Raw genomic sequence first — 24855 nt, 5'->3', positions numbered from 1 at the left:
GTATTGTCGGCGAAATCTTTCGCCAGCGCAAACCGCGTAGCCTTGTTGCTGAAAAATGCCAGTTTCAGAGGGTGATAATAAATAAAAATTTATTAATTGCCCCGCGCAGTTCATCCGTTTGTCAGCCTCCAGAGTGTGCACTACAGTGTATTAATCAGCAATTCAATAAGCTAATTATCCTGGTTTTTCATTCATTTTTCGAAACAGAAAGTCTTCTTCGATAAACATTTTTAATGTTGCCGCATTCCTGTTGATCCCTGAAAACCATGATTAAAATGGAAACGAACGATGAATAAAATTTACCGTCTGGTCTGGAGCGAGACAAAACAAGGCTACGTTGCAGCGGCTGAAATCACCAAAAGCCAAAAGAAAAAATCCCGCAGCACGCTGCAGGCCGCAACGGCCATCGCGCTGACCCTGGCGAGCGTCCCGGCGTTTGCCGACGATGTTCAGTGGGCAAGCGCTTACCCCACTTATCTCTTCCCGACCGGCGTAAACTATGACGCGGTCGTAAATACCGGCACTGCCTTTACTATCGATAACGACACCGGCACGGCAAACCACTTTGCCTCGGGCACCACGCTGAATATCCTTGGGCCACTTCCTTCTTTTGCCGCAGGCTCCAGCGGGGCGGCAAGACCAGTGCTGGTACGCAATGCCCTTTCTGACAGCACCGGCGCCGATCGGGGGCGTATCACTACAATAACGTCCACCAGCTCCGGCAGCGCAAGCGTGCCAATCACCTCAGCTAATATCGACCAGTTCAGCTACTCAACCAACCCCGTTACGCCGCTGCAAAATCAGGAGCTGAACGTCGAGGTTCCGGGGCTTGAGGGCAGCTACTCCGTGATCAGCGTCTATGACTCCACCACGTTCTCAGCGCCCGGAGCTTCGCAGGTCGGCAACCTGACGCTGCCGGTTTACGATCCAAATTCATTCCAGATTTACAACAACTTCAGCATTGCCAGCATTGAATCCGTTGGCGGCACGGCGAACATTAACGTCGGCTCGGATACCGCTTCAGCCACGCCCATTTTAGCGCCGACAAACAGTATTGAGCTGCTGGCAAAAAATAGCATTCTTGCCCGCGCCACCGCGACGGACGTCCCGACCAGCACTGTGAACTGGCAGTCTGATAACTACATTCATTTTGCCCCCGCGCCGGTTATCAACAGCGACGAGCAAAGCTATCAGGCGGTAAGCTCACAGTATAACGACACCATTACGCTGCCCAATTACGTCAAGGTGGGGAACCGGATAGGGCTCAGCCCGATTAACCCTTCCCTCACTTTCCCCATCCTGACGAAGGCGGATATCGCTACGGTGAACGACTTTCTCCTTGGACAGGGAGTGTACCGCGGCAACAGCCAGATACAGCTGTGGCTGAGCGGTGGGGTAACGCTGCCCGCGCAGTTTGGCAGCAATACGATTGATTCGGTGACCGTGGCGCAGAACACCTACGACAGCATCATCTCCAGCCTGCTGCAAAAGGAGCAGCAGAACCGGGTGAATCTCTCCTGGCACGTCTGGGAGGACAGCCTGGCGCATAACAATAACGCGACGCTTGCCACCGGCGATCTGAATATCATTTATGCCACCGGGTTTAGCGCCGCTGGCAACGTGACCCAGACCGGCAGCCTGGCCGTTGACGGGGCGAGCGCGGTAATGCGCGCCGACAGCAACGCGACGCTGACCAACAGCGGCAATATCAACCTCTGGCGCAGCAGCGCACTCAGCCCTGCGGGCATTGGCATGCAGGCCACCAACGCAACGGCAACCAACAGCGGCACGCTTAACGCCGGCCTGCTGATTGAAAAAGATGGTTCTGTCGTCGCCCAGCACAACCAGGGAACCAGTGCGATGCAGGGCAGCGGCACCAGCACGCTGAACAACACGGGCTACATCAACGTCGCGCTTCCGGACACCACCTCTGCGGGCGTTGCCGGGATGCGGGCGCAGGACTCAACCACCGCGACAAACAGCGGCTCCATAGCGATTGTCGGGAACCCGTACAATGCAGAAGGGCGCTCGGCGGGCATCGGTGCGGATATCTCCGGGGCTTCGACCTTTACTAACACCGGTACCGGGCGCATTGCCGTGGGCACCACGCCGATAACCAGTACGCTAACCGGCACGCCTTCTCCGATGGTGGGCAGCAACGAGCGCTCAGCGGGCATCCGCACCAGCAGCAGCGGGGCGGTGACCAACGACGGGACAATCAACCTCGGGCTGAACACGCGTAATGCCGTAGGCCTGCTGGTGGACGGCGCTGCGGGTGCGGCGATCAATAACGGCGTCATTAACGTTCTGGGGAACCTCGTAAACGGTGCGGCCGCGCCGAACTACGGCCTGTCTGTTATCGATACCGGCAACGTGACCAACAACGGGCAGATTAACGTCCTCGGCGACAACAATGTGGCCATCAACGTGCTGGCGGAGCAGGCTACGGCCAGCGTGGACTCCTCAGCCAGCGGTATCATCACCGTTGGCGGCGCGGGAGACACCGGCAACAGCGACGGCAATCCGTACACCTACCGCAACTACGCGGTCTATGCCGAAGGGGTGAACGCGGCGGCAACGGCCAATATCTCTTCGACCATCCGCCTGCTCGCGGCGGGGGCCATTGGCGTTCACGCCCGCGGCACCGCAACCGTCAACGTTACCCCGGCGGCCACGCTGACCTTCAACAACACGAATCAGATTGGCTACTACGCCTACGGCCAGGACGCAAAGATCAACCTGAGCAGCGCGACGCTGAACGACAATCTACAGAGCGGCTCGATACTCTTTGTGGTCGATCACGGTGCGATCTTCGACGGGACTACCGGCGCGTCGGCGCTGCCGTTTGATCTGACCGTGGCGGGCGTGGGCTCTACGGGCGTCTTTGCCAACGGGCGGGACGATGGCCCGGACGGCACCATTGGTACCGGTGATGACGTGGCCACCAGGCTGAATACCGGTCCGGCAACTATCCGCGTGAACGGTGAAAACGGCGTTGGCGTGAAGGTTACCGGGGGGGCAGTCGGCACTATCAACAACGGCGGCATAATTCTCGGTGCGAACAACACTACCGCCGTGGTGGTGGACGGGCGCAACTATTCCATCAACGGCGATATCGGGCAGGCGGATCAGGCGCTGCCAACCACCGTGACCTCCTTTGCCGATACGGAAACCACGGCGAGCCAGAGCGGCATCAAAGGCTACGATGTTTCCCACGACGGCCAGGTGACGATTAACGGCGACGGCATGCGGCTTGCGGGCAACAATAATATCGGCCTGTACCTGCATGACTCCGGGGTGGGCGTTAACAACGCGCCGATAGAGGTCACGGGCACCAATAATATCGGCGTCTATATTCAGGATCGCGGCACGCTGACCAACAGCCGGGACATCACCGTCAGCGGCGCGGCCAACAGCGGCAACGTGGGGGTGAAAGTTCAGGGCGCAGGGGCGCAGGTGACTCAGCTTGGCTCTGTGACGGCCAACGGCGGTCTGGCGGCCGTGCAGCTGATTAATAATGGCGCAACGCTGACGCTGGGCGGGACGAATAACCTGATTACCGCCAGCGGCGGGGCGGACGGCATCCGTCTGGATACCGGGGCAAGCTCCCTGACCGCCAGCGACACGACCATCAACATTTCCGGCAGCGGCGCGGGCATCAACAACAACGCCGACAGCAGCAACATTTCACTCAACGGCGTGACCATCAACGCGGGTGACGGCCCGGCGATCCGTACGGCGGTTACCTTTGACGCGGAAGGCGCGGGTAACATCCTGAACGTGGCGGGCAGCGGCTCCGGCTTTGCTTTCGAACGCCCCGGCGGCCTGAACACGACGGGCGATCTGACAATCGGGACGGGCTACACCATTAATGGCAGCGGCGCGGACAGCGTGGGGATTCTGGCCCGCACCAGCGGCAGCGTGAACTCCGGGGCCAATATCACCATGGGCGGCACGGCGGGGGCAGCGATTTCCGCAGCCGATGCCGGTGCTGTCACCAACAGCGGCACCATTCAGACCAGCAGCAACGTCAACAGCACCGTTCTGGCCAATAACGCCTCGTCCTTTACCAACAGCGGTTCGGTAACCTCAACGGGCATACTCAACGGCTCGGCGCTGGTGCAGATCAACGGCGCGGCGGCAAACCGCACTATTCTCAACGTCGGCACCCTGTCCAGCAGCAGCCCGACGCAAACGGTGATCGACGCCAGCGGCGCGGGTAATAACACGATAACCAACCAGGGCACGCTGACGGCGGGAGATGCAGGGGCGACGGCAATCCTGTCAGGCAGCGGCAACGATGCGATTACCCTCGCGGGCGGGTCGACGCAGGGCGAGATTATCGGCGGCAGCGGCAGCGACAGATTTACCTGGAACAGCGGCACGCTTGCGGGCGGCGTCACCTTTACCGGCGCGGACGGCAACGACAGTGCCACGCTTGGCAACGTCAACACCGACAGCACGCTGCATCTGCTTAACGAAGGCGGCAGTAACAATACGCTGACGTTCAACAATACCAGCGCGGTGATTGGATCGCTTGGTGCCGACAATATCTCCATCGGCACCAACATCGGCAGCGGCTGGAGCCAGCTGACGCTGAACGGCGCGGATGCGGACGTTCGCGTGGCCAGCGACCTGGCGTTAAGCGGCGCTCAGGGCATCAGTATCAATGGCGGAGCCACATTACGCAGCGGCAACAACGCGGTTAATAGCGGCAAAAGCTCGATCAACGACTTCAGCGTAGTGACCAGCGATCCGGCCAGCCTGCTGGTGTTCGACGGTTTGCAGTCGCAGACCTATAGCGGCGTTATCAGCGGCAGCGGCGGCCTTGAACGCTCCGGGGGCAGCACCATTCTGCTTGGCAATAACACCTACACCGGCAGCACGCTGATTGATTCGGGGGCCGCGCTTCAGCTCGGCAGCGGCGGCACGACGGGCGGCCTGTCGACGCAAACCGCGATAACCGACAACGGCATTCTGACGGTTAACCGTTCCGATGCGGTGGCGCTCAACGGCGCTATCACCGGCAGCGGCCAGTTCCACCAGGACGGCGCGGGCGTCACGCGGCTTGGCGGCACAAACAGCTATGGCGGCGTTACGCAGGTTAATCAAGGTACGCTGCTGGTCAACGGCAACCAGCAGGGAGCGACTGGCGACACGACCGTGGCGAACGGCGCAACGCTTGGCGGAACGGGCACAATTGGTGGCAACGCCACCTTCGGCGCAAATACCGTCCTGACGCCGGGTGACGGCGGTGCGGGCGGGCTGACTGTGAATGGCAGCCTTAATCTCTCTTCAACCACCAGCAGCCAGTTCGATCTGGGCCAGGTCTTTACCCCCGGCGGCGCGCTGAACGATCTGGTGACCGTCGGCCAGAACCTGCTGCTGGACGGCGTGGTCAACGTTTCGCTGACGCCGGGCGGCCTCTTTGCGCCTGGGATCTACCGCCTGTTCAACTATGGTGGGGCGCTGAACAATCAGGGGCTGGATATCGGCACCCTGCCGGTCGGCAATACCTCCGTCTACAGCGTGCAGACGGCGTTACCCGGTCAGGTTAACCTGGTGGTCGGCTTTGCCAATGACGGAGCCAACCTCGAATTCTGGGATGGCTCTCGGGTGAGCAACAGCCAGGGGCCAACCGGCATCGAGGGGGACGGCACTATCCAGGGCGGCGACGGCGTCTGGTACGCGGGATCGCTGGAGGCGACCAACAACTGGACAACCGAAAACGGCCAGGGCAACGCGCCCTGGCAGCAGCGCCAGTACGCCGTATTCTCCGGCACCGGCGGCAACGTGGTGCTGAGCGACATCGACGGCTCGATTTACAATGCCGGAATGCAGTTCACCGTGGATGGCTACAACCTGAGCGGCGGCGCGGGCGGCACGGTGCCGCTGAATATGGTTCGTTCCCAGGGGCTGGTGCCGTCAAACAATTATGCCGCCGAGGGCGAAACGGCGGCCGACGCTTATTACATTGTCCGGGTGGGCGCGGGCGGTGCGGGTGAGACAACTACCGCGACCGTAGCCGCAAACCTGGTCGAGGACAGCGGCTCGACGGACGTGCTTAAATTCCTCAAGTACGATCCGGGCAGGCTCATTCTGACCGGCAGCAACGGCTGGCGCGGCGGCACGGAAATCTACGGCGGCACGCTTCAGGTTTCCGCCGATGAAAACCTTGGCCTGGCGGGTACGTCGATACTGATCAACAACAATTCAACGCTGCAAATCGGCGCTGACTTTACTACTCCACGCCCCATCTTCCTGAGCGAAGCGGGGGGCGGGCAGTTCGATCTCTACGGCAACACCTTTACCCCAACCGGCTTGATCGGCGGCGCGGGACAGCTGACGGTAAAAGATACGTCTGCCGGTTCGGACGGCAGCGTGCTTAACCTCGACCGCGCCAATACTTACCAGGGCGATACCACCATTACCGGCAAAAACGGCAGCGCGGCGGTGACGGTTAACGCCAGCGCGACGGGGGCGCTGGGCAAAGCCGACAGCGCCGTCACCGTAAATCAGCAGGGGACGCTGGCCTTTAACAATGCGGCGCAGGCCGAAAGTCACGCCTTCACGCTGGATAACGGCACGCTGAACTTTAACGATACGGCGAGCGCGGCGAACAGTACGGTCACCGCGCAAAACGGTGGCGTGGTGAACGTTGCCGATAACGCAACCGGCGGCCAGGGGCTGTTTACGATTCTGGCAAACAGCACCCTGAACCTGCTCGGCGAGGCCAGCGCGGGGCTTGCCCGCATCACCAGTACCGGTACGGTAAACATTGCCGATGCGGCCCAGGCCGATACCGCAACAGTTGCCAATAACGCAGGCGGCGTGGTTAACGCCTCTGGCGTCAGCGGCGCTACCACTGTGGGCTCGCTTAGCGGGGCGGGTAACGTTGAACTGGGCGCGGCGACGCTGAACGAAGGCAGCCTGAACCTGAATGACACCATCAGCGGGGTTATCAGCGGCAGCGGCGGCAGCCTCGGAAAAGTCGGCAGCGGTACGCTGACCCTGACCGGGGATAATACCTGGACCGGGGCGACCTCCGTGCAGCAGGGCGCGCTGCTGGTTAACGGCAACCAGCAGGCCGCGACGGGGAACGTAACGGTGAACGACGGCGCCACGCTTGGCGGTGCCGGGGTGATTGGCGGCGCGGTAAACGTGGCGGATAACGCCCATCTTGCCGCCGGGGCGGACTTAACCAGCGTCGGAGAGCTGACCACCGGGGCCATGACCCTTAACCAGAATTCGCAGCTGGACTTCCAGTTTGGCCGGGCGTTTACCGCCGGTGGGGCGCTCAACGATCTGATTAACGTCAACGGCGATCTGAACCTCGACGGCAAGCTGAACATCACCCAGACGCCGGGCGGCTCGTTCGACGTCGGCGTCTACCGGGTCTTCAACTACACGGGCAGCCTGACCGATAACACGCTTGATATCGGCTCCGCGCCTCCGGCGGCGGACGACCTGTATGTGCAGACCTCGGTGGCGGGCCAGGTCAACCTGATCAACCGCACCGGCGTGGTCCTGAACTTCTGGGACGGCAACGGCCCGGCGGACGGCTCGACGAAAAACAACCGTGAAATTGAGGGCGGCGACGGCGTGTGGCAGAACAGCGCCGGGAACGACAACTGGTCGACGGATGCGGTTAAACCCGCGGGCCGCATCAACGCGCCGTTCAGCGACGGTTCGTTTGCCATCTTTGGCGGCGAGGCGGGCAACGTCACGGTGGATAACAGCCTGGGCGAAGTGCGCATCAGCGGCGCGCAGTTCACCACCGACGGCTACGTGATTAACGACGGGACGATCACCACCAACACGGCCGACACAAAGCTGCGCGTTGGGGACGGGACTCTGCGGGGCGCGAGATACACCACCACCATCAACTCGGCGATTGCGGGCAGCGGCGGCATCGATAAAACCGATCTCGGTACGCTGCTGCTGAACGGCGAAAACAGCTATGCGGGCGGCACTACCGTCAGCGGCGGGGTGCTGCAGGTCGCGCGTGACGCCAGCCTCGGGCAGGCCGGAACGAACGTTGCGCTGAACGGCGGGACGCTGCGCTACGGCGCGGCCTTCGACACGGCACGCGCCGTCATCCTTGGCCTTACCGGCGGCACGATAGATACCAACGGCAACAGCGTGTCCCTGCTCTCAGCGGTCAGCGGCCTGGGCGCGCTCACCAAAGTCGGCGCGGGTACGTTAACCCTGACCCAGGACAGTACCTATCTCCGCAGCACCACGATCAGCGAGGGCAACCTTCAGCTGGGGACGGGCGGGGAAACCGGCGGCGTGACGGGGGATATCCTCAACAACGGCGTGCTGCAGGTAAACCGCAGCAATACGCTGCTGCTGAACGGCGATATCACCGGCAGCGGCCAGCTCTGGCAGCAGGGTAGCGGCAGCACGATACTCAGCGGTAATAACAGCTACAGCGGCACCACGCTTGTGCAGAGCGGAACGCTGCGGGCGCTGGGCGCGAACAAGTTCAGCGCGGACTCTGCCCACGTTGTCAGCCGGGGGGCGCTGCTGGATACCGGCGGCCAGAATCAGGTAGTTGGCGCGCTCGTCAACCAGGGCACGGTTAGCCTGCGCGGCAGGAATGTCGGCTCGACGCTGACGGTCAACGGCGATTACGTTGGCCTGGACGGCACGGTGCAAATCGCCGCCCAGCAGCACAGCCCGGGCGTGGCGGACAGGCTGGTGATCAACGGCGGCACGGCGAGCGGCAGAACCCTGCTGGATATCGACGTCAGCCAGCTCGGCGAGCAGACGGACGGCGACGGTATTGCCGTGGTGCAGGCCACCAACGGCGCGACCACCACCGCGCAGACCACTAAAGATGCGTTCACCATAGGCGCAGACCATCTGGAAGCGGGCGCGTGGGAGTATCGCCTGTTTGCCGGTAACGCACAGGGGCAGGGCGAGGACTGGTTCCTGCGCACGGCTTACCGCCCTGAAGTACCGGTCTTTACCAGCGTGGCCTCAACCATTCGCCAGGCGGACCTGGCCGTGCTCGGCACGCTGCATCTGCGCGTGGGGGACGAGGAGCCGTATAACGTTAACGTACCGGAGGATAACGAGCCGCGCTTCTGGGCGCGCTATATCGCCCAGTCGAGCAATCAAAAGCTTAACGACCAGACCCGCAGCGAGTCTGATACCAGCATCAACGGGATGCAGATGGGCTTCGACCTGTACTACGACCAGAACTGGCGGGCCGGGCTGTACACCACCGTGCTGGACGTCGACAGCAGCGTTAAGGGCGAAAACAGCGGCGGCTACGGCGTAGCGGGCTATAACTCCACGCTGTCGGTTTATCTCGGCGGCTACGCGACCTGGACGCATGAAAACGGCTTCTACGTCGACAACGTTCTGCAGTACGGCAACCACAGCGTCGATCTGAAAAATCAGCAGCAGAACGACACCTACAGCCCGGACGGCAACAGCTATCTCGCGTCGGTCGAAGTGGGCAAACCGTGGGCGCTGTGGGACAGCAACTGGTCCATCGAACCGCAGGCGCAGCTCATCTGGCAGCACAGCGATTTTGACAGCGTCACTTTAAAAGGCGACGCTAAAACCCGTGCCTCCATCGACGCTGACGACGCGATTATTGGCCGCCTGGGCCTGAGGCTTTCAGCGGACTACGACACCAGCCAGGGCAAGGTGAAGCCCTACGTGCGGGTCAACCTGTGGCAGGAGCTTTCCGACGGCAGCGACACGGCGAGCTTTGAGAATACCGCCAGCAACGCGGGCGCAACGACCATCACGGCGGACCAGCAGTACAGCACAACGGAAGTGGCGGTGGGGACAACCTGGGCGGTCACCAAAGACGTGCAGGCCTACACCGAGGTGGGCAGGAGCTTCCAGAACGGCGGCTCGAACAGCAAAATCGAGAACGACTTTAACGGATCGCTGGGGATGAAGATCCGCTTCTAGAAAAAGGAGGATGACGCTGCGATCCCCGGTCGGGTAAGCGCAGCGTCATCCGACAAAATTAATCATTCCCGGTACAGCAAAACCGCATAAATCTCCGCTAACAATCCTCCTGCGCCAAACTGCTTTTTAATCCACCTCGTCACCTGCCCGGTGGCGGCATCCCGGTGATCCGCAGCGCGCAGGGCGACTACCGGAGCGTTGACGCGGTTATCGACAAAGATCTCTCCACCGCGCTGCTGGCCCGTGAAGTCAGCGCGGACATTCTGATTATCACCACCGGCGTGGAGAAAGTGTGCGTCCACTTCGGCAGGCCGGAGCAGCGCGAACTGAATGAGGTCACGGTAGCGGAAATGGCGCGCTACAGCGCCGAAGGCCACTTCCCGCCGGGCAGCATGCTGCCGAAAATTACCGCCAGCCTCGCCTTTCTGCGCCACGGCAGCAGGCGTGTGATTATCACCACGCCAGAGAAGTTGCCGGAAGCCCTGCGCGGCGAAACCGGCACGCATATTGTTAATGATCGAGAGGGAGAACCCGATGAGCACAACTGACAAAAGCCGCCGTAACTTTTTAAGCGGCGGCGGCAAGATGGCGGCGGCCTGCGCGATTCTGGGCGCAACGGGGTCGATGGCGTATGCTGCTAAACCTGCATCAGCGACCTGTGAGCCAGCCAACGCCAGGAGCGCCATTAAAGAAAAGCATTACTATCTGGACAACGTGCTGCTGGAGGCCGGCTTTGCGCGCGACGGGCAAACCGTGGTGGCAACCAAAACCGAGCTGACAACGCTGGAAATTAAAGACGGCAAAATTGCGGCCCTGCTCGCAAACAGGCAGCACCCGGACGCCGCGCTTGCCCACTACGATGCCGGGAGCAGACTGCTGCTGCCCGCCATGCGCGACATGCACATCCATCTGGACAAAACCTTCTACGGCGGCCCGTGGCGCGTTCACAACCGCCCGCAGGGGACAACCATCATGGACATGATTGCCCTGGAGCAAAAGCTGCTGCCGGAGCTGCAGCCCTATACCCGGGAGCGCGCCGGGAAGCTCATCGACCTGATTCAGTCGAAGGGCTCGACCATCGCCCGCAGCCACTGCAACGTGGAGCCGGTGTCGGGGCTTAAGAATCTGGAAAACCTGCAGGCGGTGCTGGAGCAGCGTAAATCCGGCTTCAGCTGTGAAATCGTCGCCTTCCCGCAGCACGGTCTGCTGCACTCCAACTCCGTAGCGCTGATGCGCGACGCGATGCAGGCCGGGGCGCACTACGTGGGCGGCCTTGATCCAACAAACGTTGACGGCGCGATGGAAAAATCCCTCGACGCCATGTTCCAGATCGCGCTGGATTACAATAAAGGCGTGGACATTCACCTGCATGAAACCAGCCCGGCGGGCATCGCTGCGGTGAAGTATATGGTTGAAACGGTGGAGAAAACCCCGCAGCTCAAGGGCAAGCTGACCATCAGCCACGGCTTTGCGCTGGCGATGATGAACGAGCAGGAGGTGGACGCCATCGGCGCGCGCATGGCGGCCCAGCGGATAACCCTCGCCTCAACCGTTCCCATCGGCACGATGCATATGCCGCTAAAGCAGCTTCAGGAGAAGGGCGTGTTTGTGATGACGGGCACCGACAGCGTGATCGACCACTGGTCGCCGTACGGCCTGGGGGACATGCTGGAGAAGGCGAACCTCTACGCCCAGCTCTACGTCCGCCCGAGCGAGCTGTCGCTGTCGCGATCGCTGGCGATTGCCACCGGGAATATCCTGCCGCTTAACGACAGCGGCGAGCGGGTGTGGCCTAAGGCTGAGGACGACGCAAGCTTCGTGCTGGTGGACGCATCCTGCTCTGCGGAAGCGGTCGCGCGCATTTCACCGCGTACCGCCACTTTCCATAAGGGTGAGATGGTCTGGGGAAGCGTGGGCGTTTAACTGTTATGTCGGATGACTACGTGGTTATCCGACCTGCGTTCGCTGCTATTTAATTTTCTGAATCGATTTACGCAACACAAACTCCGCCTGAAGAATGCAGCTGTCTGCTACTTTGCCCGGCGCTGCCGCCAGCGCTCTGGCGACCGCCTCTTTTCCCTGGGCGTCCAGATCCAGCCGGACGGTCGTGAGGGCGGGGATGAAAAAGGCGCTTTCGTAGCTGTCATCATAGCCAATGACCGAAACCTGCCGTGGCACCGCAATCTGCGCCTCCTGTAAGGCGCTTAAAACGCCCAGGGCCATCTGGTCGTTGCCTACCAGCAGTGCGGTAAATTCCGCTTTATCCTCGAGCAGCCTCTGCGTACGTTCATAGCCGCTTTGCGCATCCCATGAACCAAACACCGTGGCGGATGGGGTTAAGCCATAGCCCTTCAGGCAGGCCTGCCAGCCAGCTAAACGCAGCTGCGCTGAAATAGCATGCTGCGGGCCGGGCATCAGCGCCATCTGCCGGTGTCCTGACTCATACAGCCGTTTAACGCTTTCACGGGTACCGTTGTCCGGGTTGAAAATAACGTGAAATACGCCGCTGTCTGGCGCAACGTCGAGGAAAAGGCAGATAACGTCCTGATTCTCTTCTGCGATAGCGGTGGCGGTAGCGGTTTCCAGCGGGACGTTAATGATAATTCTGTCGACAAACTGGGACTTAAAGTCGTTGATGGACTGCTGAATAGCGGCGGCATTGTGCTCGTCAATCATTGAGATAAGTAGCTGGTAGCCGTCCTGGCTGGCATATTTCTTAACGGATGCGGCAATCTGCGAAGGGGCGTGAAGGGCAAGGGAAGTGGTAATCAGTCCCAGGGTTAGCGCGCGTTTGCCTACGAGCTGCTGCGCCAGGCGATTAGGTACGTAGCGCAGTTCCTCAATTGCCTGCTCGACGCGAACACGCGTCTTTTCCGCTACGTTCACAGATTTATTAAGCACTCTGGAGACGGTCTGGTAAGAAACCCCCGCGCGGCGGGCAACGTCTTCCAGCGTCGCATTTTTACTTTTGCTCATCCGATCCTTTTCGTTTTGTCGGCTTTCATCCATTTTGTTGTGCTCTACTATACCAAAATGTCGTACGTTCACATGCGGCGTTTTTGCGATCGTCTTCACCTTTTTTAGCTTTTAAAATGACGATATGTGAGGTGTCTTACAGTTTGCGTCAGCGGGTGTTGTTTGAACGATATGCCAGGTATTGTATGTAACCCACTGATGTGAACGTCGTACATTTTGACTTAAGCAAAAGGCCGCGACACAGCAGAGCAACCCTGACACAACAAAAACGCGATTCGCCCCCCAAAAACCGGCGAAGCACCGACTCTGTTCCCTCATAAGGAAAAAAAGATGGTTACCGGCAAAAGGAACTACATCCTTTTAAGTCTTTTCGATTTCCTCTATCTCTTTGCCTGGTCCTCAACAATGGCCTTTTTTGTTATCTGGACCACGCAGCATTTGGGGATTAGCGCCACCAAAACCGGCTGGCTGTACGCGATCAATGCTTTTATCGCGCTGACCATGCAGCCGTTCTTTGGCTATATTTCCGATAAGTTCGGCACGAAAAAATCACTGATATTCCTGATCGTTGCGCTGCTGCTGCCGATAGGGCCGTTCTTTATTTATGTCTATGCGCCACTGCTGGTGAACTCATTCTGGATTGGCGCCGTGCTGGGCGGTATCTATCTGGGGATTATTTTTAACTCCGGCTGCGGCGTTATCGACTCTTATATCGACAAAATCTCCCGGCGCTATTCTTTTGAATACGGTCGGGTAAGAATGTGGGGCTCATTAGGCTGGGCGGCCGCGGCTTATATTGTGGGCCGTAATATTAACGAAAACCCTAATCTTTCATTCTGGCTGGCCAGTATCGCCATCGTTATGGCCGCGGTCTGTTTTATGCTGACCAAAATTGAAGTCACCCTCGAAGAGGAAAAAATGACGTCATCGCTAAAAGCGGCGCACGTCTTTGAACTGGCGAAAAATAAGCAGTTCTGGATGCTGATTATTTTTACCCTGTTTGTCACCCAGATTTACGACACCTACGACCAGCAGTTTGCCCAGTATTTCTCAATGCAGTTCTCAAGCGTTGACGTGGGTAACAAATGGTACGGCACGCTGGCCTCCGTGCAGGTCTGCTTCGAGACGCTTTTCCTGGGCCTGATGCCATGGTTTGTCAACCGCGTGGGGGCGAAATGGGCGCTGGTCATCGCCGGGACGATTATGTCCGTGCGCATACTTGGCTCTGCCGTGCCGCTGGGGCCGGTGTGGATTGCGGCGGTAAAAATGATGCACGCGATTGAAAAACCGCTGATCCTTATTTCAGTATTTAAATTTATCGCCCAGAACTTCGACCACAAATTATCTTCCACCATCTATTTACTGGTGCTGTTTGCGGCATCCATTGCCACTACGGTTTATTCACCGATAGTTGGGTATTTATACGACACCATCGGTTTTGCTAACGCATACATTATCCTGGGAATTATTTCAGGGATCTTCACGCTTTTCTCAGTGTTCTCGCTGAGAAACAGCAAAGATAAAGTCATTAATCTTTCTCAGGAGAGAGAGTCCTTAGCTTAACGGAGGCGGTATGAGCAAATTATTTCCGGCGCTGAATTTCCTGCACGGCGCAGATTACAATCCCGATCAGTGGCTGGACCGCCCGGATATTCTTGAAAAAGACATTGCGATGATGAAAGAGACAAAGTGCAACGTGATGTCGGTGGGCATATTCAGCTGGTCAAAGCTAGAGCCGCAGGAAGGAAATTACCAGTTTGCCTGGCTGGACGAGATTATCGATAAACTTTACGCCAGCGGTATCTCTGTGTTTCTGGCTACGCCGAGCGGCGCAAAGCCAGCCTGGGTATCGAAAAACTATCCGGAAACGCTGAGAACCACGAAAGAGTTAAATAAGAATCTGCACGGCGAGCGGCACAACCACTGCTACTCCTCCCCGGCCTATAAAAGGCTGACGGGGAAGATTAACGAACAGCTGGCGAAACGCTATGCCAGCCATCCCGCGGTGCTTGCCTGGCATATTTCTAACGAGTACGGCGGGGAGTGCCACTGCGAACTCTGCCAGCAGAATTTTCGCGGCTGGCTGAAAGAGAAATACCAGACGCTCGACAACCTCAACCGCCGCTGGTGGAGCACTTTCTGGAGCCATGAATATTCATCCTGGAGCCAGATCCACTCGCCGGGACCGCTGGGGGAGCAGTCCGTCCACGCGCTGAATATCGACTGGCGCCGCTTCGTCAGCGAGCAGGTGGCGCTGTTTTGTCGCCATGAGGTGCAGTCGGTGAAGGCGTTCAATCCATCGCTGCCTGCTACCACGAACTTCCACGGCGTATTTTACGACTACGATTACTGGCGTCTCGCCCGTGAGGTTGATTTCATCTCCTGGGACAGCTATCCGGAATGGCATCAGACGCGCGATCAGCAGGCTCTGGCTTCGTACACGGCGTTCACCTTCGACCTGATGCGCAGCCTGAAGCCGGGGTTACCCTTTTTGCTGATGGAGTCCACGCCGGGTACGACCAGCTGGCAGCCGGTAAGCAAACTTAAAAAGCCCGGCATGCATCAGCTTTCTGCGCTGCAGGCCATCGCCCACGGTTCGGATTCCGTGCAATATTTTCAGTGGCGTAAAAGCCGCGGCTCAATCGAAAAATTCCATGGTGCGGTAGTGGATCACGTAGGGCACATCAATACGCGCGTTGGGCAGGATGTGAAGCAGGTCGGCGTCGCGCTTGAGAAGCTGGCGAGCGCCGCTGGGACGGACTACTGCGCGGAGGTCGCCATTGTTTACGACTGGGATAACCGCTGGGCGGTGAACGACTCGGCGGGCCCGCGCAACTGCGGTATAAAATTCGAGGAGACGGTGCAGCAGCATTACCAGGCTTTGTGGCAGCTGAATATTCCTCTGGATATTGTTTCACAGCGCTCTGACCTCAGCCGGTATCAGGTCATCGTCGCGCCGATGCTTTACATGGTGAACGAAGAGTTTGCCGCACGAGTGAACGAGTTTGTTGCCGCGGGCGGCGTCTTTATTACTACCTACTGGTCGGGGATCGTGAACGAAGATGACCTCTGTTACACCGGCGGCTTTCCCGGCCCGCTGCGTGAAGTGCTGGGCATCTGGTCCGAAGAGATCGACAGCCTGTACGATGGTGAAACAAATCAGATCGCCCTTACGGGGGAAGGCTGGGAGGAGTCGGGCCGTGAATATGCCTGCCTTGAGCTTTGCGATCTGATTCATGCTGAAACTGCACGGGTGCTTGGCGTCTATCAGCAGGATTTCTACAAGGGCAGACCCGCGCTGACGCGCAACCCGTTTGGGAAAGGGCAGGCATATTACCTGGCCGCCAGAACGGGGGGGGATTTCCTGAAGGATTTCTACCGACAGATTGCGGATAAGCATGGAATTGCTGGCTGTACCTCAATGAGGATCCCGCAAGGCGCGGTCGCTACGGCAAGACAGAATGACGGAAATACATTTATTTTCGTGCAGAACTATAGCGATAGCGCGATGACGCTCGAGCTGGCAGAAGAGAACCGTGCTCTTGAACCGCTGCTGAACGTCGGCGGGTTGAAGGGGCATCAGTATTCGCTTGCGGCATTTGGGGTGGAAGTGTTTTTAGCGAAAGGATAACCCGTAGTCTGCCCTCTCCCCGTGGGAAGAGGGCAGACTACACGGGAATTATCCCTGATGAGGCATCAGGCCCGGAGTGCCGACAACCTCAGGTTTGTGACTCAATAAAGACTGTTCGTCGGCTTTGATCGATCCGCTGTTATCCGCCCAGACGCCTTCGTGGGTTTTGGTGATGGCCTGGTGCTGATAGTTGAGGTTTTCACCCATAGCGGCAATGTGCTGCGTTTCAGTCCTGCCGCTGTTGTCCGCCCATGGAACGGAGGCGTCGGCTGCGGTAGCGAATAAAGGCGTGCAAATTGCACCGGCTAACAGAACTACGGTTAATGTTTTCATTTTGTTAACCTGCATTGCATAACAAGTTTCAGGATCAATAAGGGATTGATCTCGCTGTGGCTTATTAAGGTTAACGTAATGAAAACGGCGCAGGTCCTTCAAACGGTAAAGGAACGTGACTTTGTGACATCTTTGCCGGATAAAATGCTTTTATTTTAATGGCCTGCGTTTCATGTTTGATGAAATGGAAATGATTTTCAGGCTAATAATGATGTTTGAATGCTTTTGCAATGAATTGCCGGAGAGTGAAATCAGTTTCTGTGAATCAACTTCCGGCGGGTGACGCTAAGCGCTTACCCGCCCTGTAAAAATTGAGCGTAGGGTGGATAAGCCTGCGCCATCCACCACTTAATCAGCACGACAGATGGTGCGAATTTACAGCAAAACCCATAAAAAAACGGGCAGCTTGCAGGCTGCCCGTTGCTATCTGGATGGATGAGGTCTTACTTTTTCTTGTAAACGTCAGCGGTGGCGTGAATTTTACGGTCGGTGTCGGCAGAGGTCACAACGAAGAAGTCGCCGCCTTTCTCATCTGCTTTTTTCGCTAATTCTTCTTTAGCATCGCTTGGCGCCATTTCACCGTCGGTCACGATGGTGCCCACTTTGGTGTACATCTCAGGATGCTCTTTCAGCGCTTCCTTGGTCAGCAGTTCGGCGGAAATTGCGCCGAAAGAAACGGTGGTTAATGCCAGGGCTGTAATAATCATTTTTGCTATCTTCATAATGAACCTCAGGTTTTTAGTTATAAGTAACAGAATCTTTCCCACCTAAACAATATGGTACAGGAACGTGATTATTGCCACAGAGCTAACGGGCGAAGATATATTTAGTTGAAGTATAAAATGCTCAAATACCAGCTTGCGGATGAGCAAACTGGTATTTATCACTGTTGCTCGTTATTTAGCCAGCGCGTTGGCGATGGCGTTGAACATCAGCGACGCCTCCAGCGGCTGCGCGCTGAACGACGGCTCGGCCTTCGGCCAGGCGGACCACTGCACGATCACCAGTTTCTGCTGCGGGTTGACCACGATAATCTGGCCGAAAATTCCCAGCGCCCACAGGGTGTTATGGCTGTCCAGGCCCTGCTTCGGGCTCACGTCTCCGGCATTGGCTGCGACGCTGTTATTCCACCACTGGTAGCCGTAAATCCCTTCAGGATGGGCATCGCTGACCGAATTTTTCGCCGTGTTCCAGGTGCGGGCGTCTTTAACCCAGTTATCCGGCAGCGTTTTTGTACCGTCCGGCAGCACGCCGTTGTTCATCACGTACAGGCCAAACTTGCCCCAGTCTTCGAGAGTGGCGTTGAAGCCGTGTGCGCCGACATCGTGTTTGCCCGGCTGATAGCTGTGCCAGACGCCGTCGTGCACCATGCCGTACGGCTGCCAGATCTTCTCCTGCAGGTTTTGCGCCAGCGATTTGCCGGTGGCTTTTTCCAGCGTGTCACCCAGCAGCCATGCGCCGCCGGAAGAGTATGACCAGCCTTCGCCCGGTTTGGCCCAGGTTTGACGCTGCGGATCGTTGACCAGATTATTGACGCAGCTATAGGTGTCGTCGCCTGCTTCGCACTGGGTCAGCTTCGCGAAATCTGACTGCGGATTGGTGTAGTCCTCATCCCAGTTCACGCCGGAGGTGTGCTGCATCAGCTGGCGAATCGTGACGTGCTCCCAGGCGGTACCTTTGGTGTCCGGGTTGTATTTCACAATTTCGTCATCCAGCGAGGCAATTTTCCCTTCTTTTACCGCCGCGCCTACCAGCGTTGAGACCACGGCTTTGCCCACGGAGCGGGAAGTCCACAGCGTGGTTTTTGTATTGCCGTGGCCGTAGTAATCCCAGGCAATTTTGCCATCTTTGATGACCATCATGCCGGTGACGTTATTGCGTTGCAGATAGTCCTGGAGGGTGAAGGTTTTGCCGTCGTACTGATAGGTCGCGGCGGAGAGATCGCGCTTCGCGACGGGGATCGGCGACGGCGCTGCGGCTGTAAACACGTCTCCTTTATAGGAGCGGTAATCGTTACGGAAGCCAATCACGCGCTGCTGCTGATCCCAGGTCAGCATATCTTTCACGTCGGGCAGGTTTTTATCGAGCGGGGCAGGACAGGTCGCCAGTTTCAGGGTGGCGCAGTCGCTGGCGGTGCGCGCCGCGGTGGCCTGCACTGTGACGCCCATAGCTAATGCCGTAAGGCAGATTTTGGTTTTCATATTCAGCACGGGTTAATCCTTTACGGTTAATGGTCTGCCTACTGTAAAAGGCTTTTGCCGATTCGCAGGGTCGGTTAGCGGGGGGAAATCCCTCGTTCAGAGCGACAACATTCCTAAAGTTCACGTGGCGGGAAAGCGTGGCCTTAATTTTTCTTATTTATATTTCCGATATCATCTACCGGCTAAATAAATAAGCCAGAGTGACAGGTTGATATTTATTGCGAAATTAATCTGTTGAGATAATCTTTAAAATAATAAGCCCGTGCGGTTTAAAAATAAATAAAACAAACCCCGAACGAGGGGGCTGGCGTGATACATTATATGATTATTACGCCATGTAACTATTATCACGCTATGTCAGCAGCCCTCCTGCAGATCGTATCCAGCCGCCGATAGCGCCGCGGCTGTGGCCAGGCCTGTTGCCGCGTAACGGGCGTCCGATCTCCGCGTCTCAGGAATTTTTTTAACCTATTATGATCGCAACCTTTTTTAAGACCTCCTCGTTAACACTGACCGGGACAATCAAAACCCTGTTCATTGCATTCTTTTGCATTGTGTTTATGGTTGTTTCCGCCATCGTTCTGCTGGACAGACAGAACCTGCTGAATACCATGAGCCACAGCCTGTTTGTCTCTAAGTCGAGCATGCTTAAAAATGCGGTCGAAGAGTATATTAATATCCCCCGCCAGGCGGATGCGGTACTCGGCAATGCGCTGCAACATTATCGTGCTGATAACGTGCCGGTCAGTGATATTTACGCCGATTTAATGAGCGTGGTTAACCGCGTCTATCAGGGCAATGACGATCTTAATCTTATTCAGTTCGGCAGCAAATATGGCGACTATATCGGTATCAGCCGTAAATTAAGCAACCGCAAAGAAGAGTACCTGACGTTAAAAAATGCCGCCACGGGGGATGTGCTGACCTCCTACACGGGGCTGACCGACCATTCGACGGTGGCGATGAAAAATGCCGACTATGCGATGGAGCATCGGCCATGGTTTCAGGCGGTTTTTGAGAGCCAGAAGCCGCACTGGACGCCCGTCTATCGGGATCTGAATGCCGCCAGAGAGTTCGGTATTGCCTACAGCGTTCCCGCTTTTAACCAACAGGGCGATTTTATCGGCGTTATTGCCAGCGAGCTGCATCTTCAGGCGCTGAACAAAAAGCTGCAAAATTTGATCCCCTACGAAAACAGCACGCTGCTGGTGCTCGATGAGCATAACAACATTATTGCCTCCTCGGAGCCCGGCCTGACGGCCAAAGAAAAATCCGCGGCCGTTTTACCTTCCCTGCGGAATAACTCCTCCCCGGAGATAGAGGCGATCGGAAACGAGGTGCTGAAATCGAAACCTTCAGAAGTAGCGAAAGTCTCCTTTAAGCATAATAACTACTTTGCGAGTCGTTTTCCGGTTTCCGACCTTTCCGGCAGTCTGAACTGGCAGGCCGTGGTGATCGTTCCTGCCTCGGCGATTATCGAGTCGACCAATCTGCATGACTACATGATGATTGCGGCCCTGATGCTGACCTTCCTGCTGATGGCCGTGCTGATGCACTTTGTGCTGTCGAGAATTACCCTGCCGCTTCGCCAGATTGCACATAAAACCAAAGAGCTGGAAAACGGGCAGTGGCCGGAGAGCCGACAGCAGTATCAGTTCAGGGAGATAGCCGAACTGGAATCCGGCTTCAGCAACCTTTCGCACCGCCTCTCTGACAGTTTCGATCAGCTGCGCAAAAAAATTGAGTACGACGTGGCTTCCGGGATGTATACCCGCAGCGGCCTGCTGAACGATCCGCGCATCTACGTTCGCCACAATCTGGTGGCGCTGGTCCACGTCACCAACATGAAATCAATTATGAACACCCTCGGCCACAAATATGCCGATGAGTTTATTAATGAATTTCTGCTGCAGGCCGGAAAAGTGCTGCCGACCAACATTATTGTTGCCCGCGACAACATCGATAAATTTATTATTGTCTTCCCCGGCATCAACCAGGAGAGCGACTACCTGAAATATCAGGAGCTGATGAATTCTCTTTTCTCTTCGGTGACCACGGAGCATACCCCGGGTAAAAGTAATTTCCTGTTCACCGGTAATACGGGCATGGTGCTTCAGGATATTAAACCGGAAACGGTCACCGATATTCTGATGCACGCCTGGATAGCCCTGCGCCACGCGGAAAAAGCCGGGAACGCGACAACCCGGCTTTACAGCGACGACATGCTGGAGAAGGAATTAACCAATATCCACATGCATGAATCGCTGAGCGGTGCCATTGCCAGCAATGAGCTTTACCTCGTGCTGCAGCCTATCGTCGGCAAAAACGAGCGCCAGTCCTGTATGGCCGGTGAGTGTCTGGTGCGCTGGAACTCCGCCCATCTTGGTGAGATTTCACCGGAAAACTTTATTCCGGTTGCCGAAGAGAGCGGCTTAATCATTCCCCTGGGCCGCTGGATTATTGAAGAAGCCTGCCGGGAGCTGGCGGCGATGATCGGGCGCGGGGCGCCGGTAGACTTCAGGCTGCACATCAACATTTCCTCCATTCAGCTGCTGCACCAGGGCTTCGCCTGGCACCTGATGGACACCATCAAATTGAACGGCCTGAAGAACGAAAATATCTGCGTGGAGATCACCGAAAGCGTGCTGCTGCGCGATATGCAGCAGGCCTGCCAGGTGCTGGACTACCTTCGCCGCCACGGCATCTCTATTTCGCTGGATGATTTTGGCGCGGGCTTCTCAAGCCTCTCTTATCTGCACGCGCTGCCTTTCGACAGCATTAAAATCGATCGCCAGTTTGTCTCCAGCCAGCTTAAAGACGAGAAGAGCATCAGCGTCATCAACTCCGTACTGGTGCTGGCCAAAGGCTTCAACGTGCCGCTGATTGCCGAGGGTGTGGAAGAGGCGGACATAGAAGACCGCCTGATAGCGCTGGGCTGCGACCAGGTGCAGGGCTATCACCTTGCCCGTCCTGCGGTGTTTGCCAACTGGCGCTGTGAAAACGACAGATTTTATTATAAAGGAACGACGGGCATGACGAAGGATGACGATGCGACAGGTCTTCCGGAGGTGCCGTAATGCAAGGTAGTCAAAAAAGATATCCCATCACTTTCGCTAATATGCTCATTTTTGGGGTGTCGCTGTGCGCGGTCGTGCTGATTGGCGTGGTGTTTGTGCTTCAGCAGCAGGGGATGCACTCCTGGTTTACGCAAACCACGCAAAAAACGCTCTCGGAAAAGAGCCAGTACATCAGCCACCGTATTGAAATGTACCTCGATAAGCCTCGCCTGGCGGGGATCCTGCTCTCCCACCTGGATAGCGTAGCGGACAATATTTCTTCTCCGACCATGGAGAAAGAGCTTCAGCACGTGCTGGAAGAGGACTTTGCCGGGCAGGAGTCTATCTCCCGCATCGGCATCGCCTCGCCGAACGGACAGTATATTGCCTTTCAGCGGCATCCCGTGTCGGGCAAGGTGTTCCTGATAAAAAACACCCCGGCGGATACGCAGCGTGTGACGGTCTACCGTGGCGCAAATGAACACTCTGGCGTAGCGAACAGCGTCGATAGTTTCAACGTCTATTCCCGCCCCTGGTACATCCGGGCGCAGTCAAGCAGCAGCCCTTTCTGGACCAAAAGTTACTATCATATGGTCGCCAACGACGGCCAGGTTATTGGTTACCGCATGCCCGTGCGCCAGAAAAATAACGCCTTCTCCGGGGTTATTTTTGCTGATATCTATACTTCCGTGCTCAATGATTATCTGGTGAAACTGGCGCCTACCAGCGACAGTACTTTATTGCTGGTGGATGAAAAGCAGCAGATTATCGCCTCATCGAAAAGCAGCTGGCGTGCAAAACGAAATGACATTGTGCAGGGCGAAAATGCAAAGCTATCGACTGTCTCCGTGTTCCCTCGTCTGAATGCCCTGCTTCAGGACGCCAGCTGGGGGACGAACTCCTCCCGCAAGGTTAGCCAGCAGGGGAAAAATTATTACGTGCTGACCCACCCGGTCAGGGACGAGTCGAAACTGCTCGGCTGGACGCTGGTGATTATTACGCCGGAGTCTCTGCCCTCCGGCATGCTTAAGCACACGGATGCGCGAATTTTTCTCTCGCTGGCCGCGTTAATCGTGCTGTTTGTGCTGGCGTTTATCATCATGGTGCGTCAGTTCTCGCGCCCGCTGAACAGGCTGGTTGAGAAGACAAGATTGCTGGGTCAGCAGCCGTGGGAACCCGCGGGTAACCAGCGCCTGTATCCTGAGATCGCCGTGCTGGAAGAAGAGCTGTCCAGCACCTCCAGCTTTATCTCCGGCATGATAGGCGAGCAAAAAAAGCGGATTGAAAACGACAACGCGACGGGGCTGTTAACCCGCGCGGGCCTGTTTAACGAGCCGACGCTTTATAGCAACCGCAACCTGATGCTGATGATACGCGTGACCAACTTCCGGGACGTGCGCAGCACGCTGGGGCACACGCACTCCCAGAGGTTTATTAAGTTCTTCGCCGATCAAATCGTGCAGCTCTCCCCCGACGGCAGCATCTTCTGCCGCTACTCGGAAGACTTGTTTATCGTTGTCTTCCCGGAGCATAACGAACGTAAGGATCTTGATACTTACTGGGACCAGCTCTCCTCGCTCTTCCAGGGAACGCCGGACAGCCGCGAGCGCACGGATGCCGAGGGCCGCACCTATATCTACACCGGCCAGGCCGGGGCGGCATTGGCGACGCTAAGCGAAGAGACGATCACCGACTGCATGATGAACGCAGGCCTGGCGCTGCAGCAGGGGCGTTTAGGGGCCAACGGCGAGTGCGTGCTGTTCACCCCGGAGATGCGCGAAACCGAGCTTAACAACATTAAGTTGCACCAGGCGCTGCGCGAAGATCTGCAAAACGACGGTTTCCATCTGGTGATGCAGCCCATCGTCAGCCTCGACAACGCGCGCACCTTCAGCGAAGGGGAGTGTCTTATCCGCTGGAACTCGCCCACGCTGGGCTTTGTACCGCCGGACAAATTTATCGGCCTTGCCGAGCGGACGGGGATGATAACCGACCTTGGGCGCTGGATTATTGAGGAAGCCTGCCGCCAGCTCGCAGCTTTTATTGCGCGCGGCGCGCCGGAAGATTTCAAGCTGCATATTAATATTTCCGCAGTGCAGTTCCAGCAGTCTGACTTCTCCGATCACCTGCTTAACTGCATGCTGCAAAACGGGCTGATGAACAAAAATATCTGCCTGGAGATCACCGAAAGCGTCCTGCTTCAGAACAGCAACCGGGTCATCGAGACGCTTAGCTACCTGCGCCGCCTGGGCCTGTCGGTGGCCATCGATGATTTCGGCTCCGGGTATTCCAGCCTCTCTTATCTGCACCAGCTGCCTTTCGACTGTCTGAAAATCGACCGCGGCTTCGTTAACGGCCTGATGGACGATAAGAAAAGCGAGGCGGTGATTTCGTCGGTGATCATGCTGTCGCAACGCTTCGGCGTTCCGCTGGTGGCTGAGGGCATAGAGACGCTGGAAATGGGGTTGAAGCTGCGTGAAATGGGCTGTGAAAAAGCTCAGGGCTACTACTACGGCAGGCCGCAGCCGTTCGAAAACTGGATCCCGCTGGACGGCGTGGTGGGGTTATAAAATATTGGCTGGAGTCAGCGGATGACCCTGCGCTATCCGACCTACGATAATCAGGTTTTAAGGTGGATAAGCATAAGGGTACAAACCGGGCACATGGGTAACACTTTAGACCGGCCACATGGGTAACAGTTATAAACGGTATAGCAGAGGAG

General features: G+C 57.2%; 9 protein-coding genes and 3 pseudogenes. 7 read left to right on the top strand and 5 right to left on the bottom strand.

Features of this window, described 5'->3' with window-relative positions; genetic code table 11:
- Window positions 1-288 precede the first annotated feature (288 nt).
- Window positions 289-9936, top strand: coding sequence for an autotransporter-associated beta strand repeat-containing protein (locus AAE045_RS20845; RefSeq protein ID WP_455549329.1), 9648 nt, complete (start codon window positions 289-291; stop codon window positions 9934-9936).
- A 62-nt stretch (window positions 9937-9998) separates the two neighbouring features.
- On the opposite strand, the pseudogene AAE045_RS20840 reads toward AAE045_RS20845, so the two are convergent.
- Window positions 9999-10112: pseudogene (locus tag AAE045_RS20840) on the bottom strand (LysR family transcriptional regulator); the annotation flags it as partial.
- On the opposite strand from AAE045_RS20840, the pseudogene AAE045_RS20835 reads away from it, so the two are divergent.
- Window positions 10086-10484: pseudogene (locus AAE045_RS20835) on the top strand (amino acid kinase family protein); the annotation flags it as partial. The pseudogenes AAE045_RS20840 and AAE045_RS20835 overlap by 27 nt on opposite strands.
- Window positions 10471-11859 (top strand): amidohydrolase family protein, encoded by a 1389-nt coding sequence (locus AAE045_RS20830; RefSeq protein ID WP_455549328.1) that lies wholly within the window; start codon window positions 10471-10473, stop codon window positions 11857-11859. The pseudogene AAE045_RS20835 and the gene AAE045_RS20830, both read left to right, overlap by 14 nt.
- Window positions 11860-11922: 63 nt before the next feature.
- Here AAE045_RS20830 and AAE045_RS20825 read toward each other — a convergent pair.
- Window positions 11923-12912 (bottom strand): annotated as a pseudogene (locus AAE045_RS20825) (LacI family DNA-binding transcriptional regulator); the annotation flags it as partial.
- 330 nt (window positions 12913-13242) lie between these two features.
- Here AAE045_RS20825 and AAE045_RS20820 point away from each other — a divergent pair.
- Window positions 13243-14475 (top strand): oligosaccharide MFS transporter, encoded by a 1233-nt coding sequence (locus AAE045_RS20820; protein WP_455549327.1) that lies wholly within the window; start codon window positions 13243-13245, stop codon window positions 14473-14475.
- Between the two features lie 10 nt (window positions 14476-14485).
- Window positions 14486-16543, top strand: a complete 2058-nt coding sequence (locus AAE045_RS20815; RefSeq protein ID WP_455549326.1) for a beta-galactosidase — start codon at window positions 14486-14488, stop codon at window positions 16541-16543.
- A 48-nt stretch (window positions 16544-16591) separates the two neighbouring features.
- Here AAE045_RS20815 and AAE045_RS20810 read toward each other — a convergent pair whose 3' ends face one another.
- The 3 genes from AAE045_RS20810 to AAE045_RS20800 form a co-directional block, all read right to left on the bottom strand.
- Window positions 16592-16876 (bottom strand): hypothetical protein, encoded by a 285-nt coding sequence (locus AAE045_RS20810; protein WP_455549325.1) that lies wholly within the window; start codon window positions 16874-16876, stop codon window positions 16592-16594.
- Window positions 16877-17319: 443 nt separating this feature from the next.
- Entirely contained in the window at window positions 17320-17598 is a 279-nt protein-coding gene (gene yahO, locus AAE045_RS20805; protein ID WP_455427324.1) for a YdgH/BhsA/McbA family protein, read from the bottom strand.
- A gap of 174 nt (window positions 17599-17772) precedes the next feature.
- Window positions 17773-19077, bottom strand: coding sequence for a serine hydrolase domain-containing protein (locus tag AAE045_RS20800; protein ID WP_455549385.1), 1305 nt, complete (start codon window positions 19075-19077; stop codon window positions 17773-17775).
- 473 nt (window positions 19078-19550) lie between these two features.
- Here AAE045_RS20800 and AAE045_RS20795 point away from each other — a divergent pair, with 473 nt between their 5' ends.
- A complete protein-coding gene (locus AAE045_RS20795) occupies window positions 19551-22154 on the top strand; it encodes a bifunctional diguanylate cyclase/phosphodiesterase (RefSeq protein WP_455549324.1) in 2604 nt (867 codons plus the stop codon).
- Window positions 22154-24703, top strand: a complete 2550-nt coding sequence (locus tag AAE045_RS20790; RefSeq protein ID WP_455549323.1) for a bifunctional diguanylate cyclase/phosphodiesterase — start codon at window positions 22154-22156, stop codon at window positions 24701-24703. The genes AAE045_RS20795 and AAE045_RS20790 overlap by 1 nt, the downstream gene beginning before the upstream one ends.
- Window positions 24704-24855 lie beyond the last annotated feature (152 nt).

Origin of the sequence: Dryocola clanedunensis (assembly GCF_038405435.1) — a bacterium.
GTDB lineage: Bacteria > Pseudomonadota > Gammaproteobacteria > Enterobacterales > Enterobacteriaceae > Dryocola > Dryocola clanedunensis_A.
This window is presented reverse-complemented; position numbering and strand designations above follow the sequence as displayed.

What these genes read in the sequence shown, in the direction of transcription:
- AAE045_RS20790 (WP_455549323.1), top strand. Translation starts at nt 22,154, where the DNA reads ATGCAAGGTAGTCAAAAAAGATATCCCATCACTTTCGCTAATATGCTC.
- AAE045_RS20800 (WP_455549385.1), bottom strand. Translation starts at nt 19,077, where the DNA reads ATGAAAACCAAAATCTGCCTTACGGCATTAGCTATGGGCGTCACAGTG.
- AAE045_RS20815 (WP_455549326.1), top strand. Translation starts at nt 14,486, where the DNA reads ATGAGCAAATTATTTCCGGCGCTGAATTTCCTGCACGGCGCAGATTAC.
- AAE045_RS20795 (WP_455549324.1), top strand. Translation starts at nt 19,551, where the DNA reads ATGATCGCAACCTTTTTTAAGACCTCCTCGTTAACACTGACCGGGACA.
- AAE045_RS20820 (WP_455549327.1), top strand. Translation starts at nt 13,243, where the DNA reads ATGGTTACCGGCAAAAGGAACTACATCCTTTTAAGTCTTTTCGATTTC.
- AAE045_RS20845 (WP_455549329.1), top strand. Translation starts at nt 289, where the DNA reads ATGAATAAAATTTACCGTCTGGTCTGGAGCGAGACAAAACAAGGCTAC.
- yahO (WP_455427324.1), bottom strand. Translation starts at nt 17,598, where the DNA reads ATGAAGATAGCAAAAATGATTATTACAGCCCTGGCATTAACCACCGTT.
- AAE045_RS20830 (WP_455549328.1), top strand. Translation starts at nt 10,471, where the DNA reads ATGAGCACAACTGACAAAAGCCGCCGTAACTTTTTAAGCGGCGGCGGC.
- AAE045_RS20810 (WP_455549325.1), bottom strand. Translation starts at nt 16,876, where the DNA reads ATGAAAACATTAACCGTAGTTCTGTTAGCCGGTGCAATTTGCACGCCT.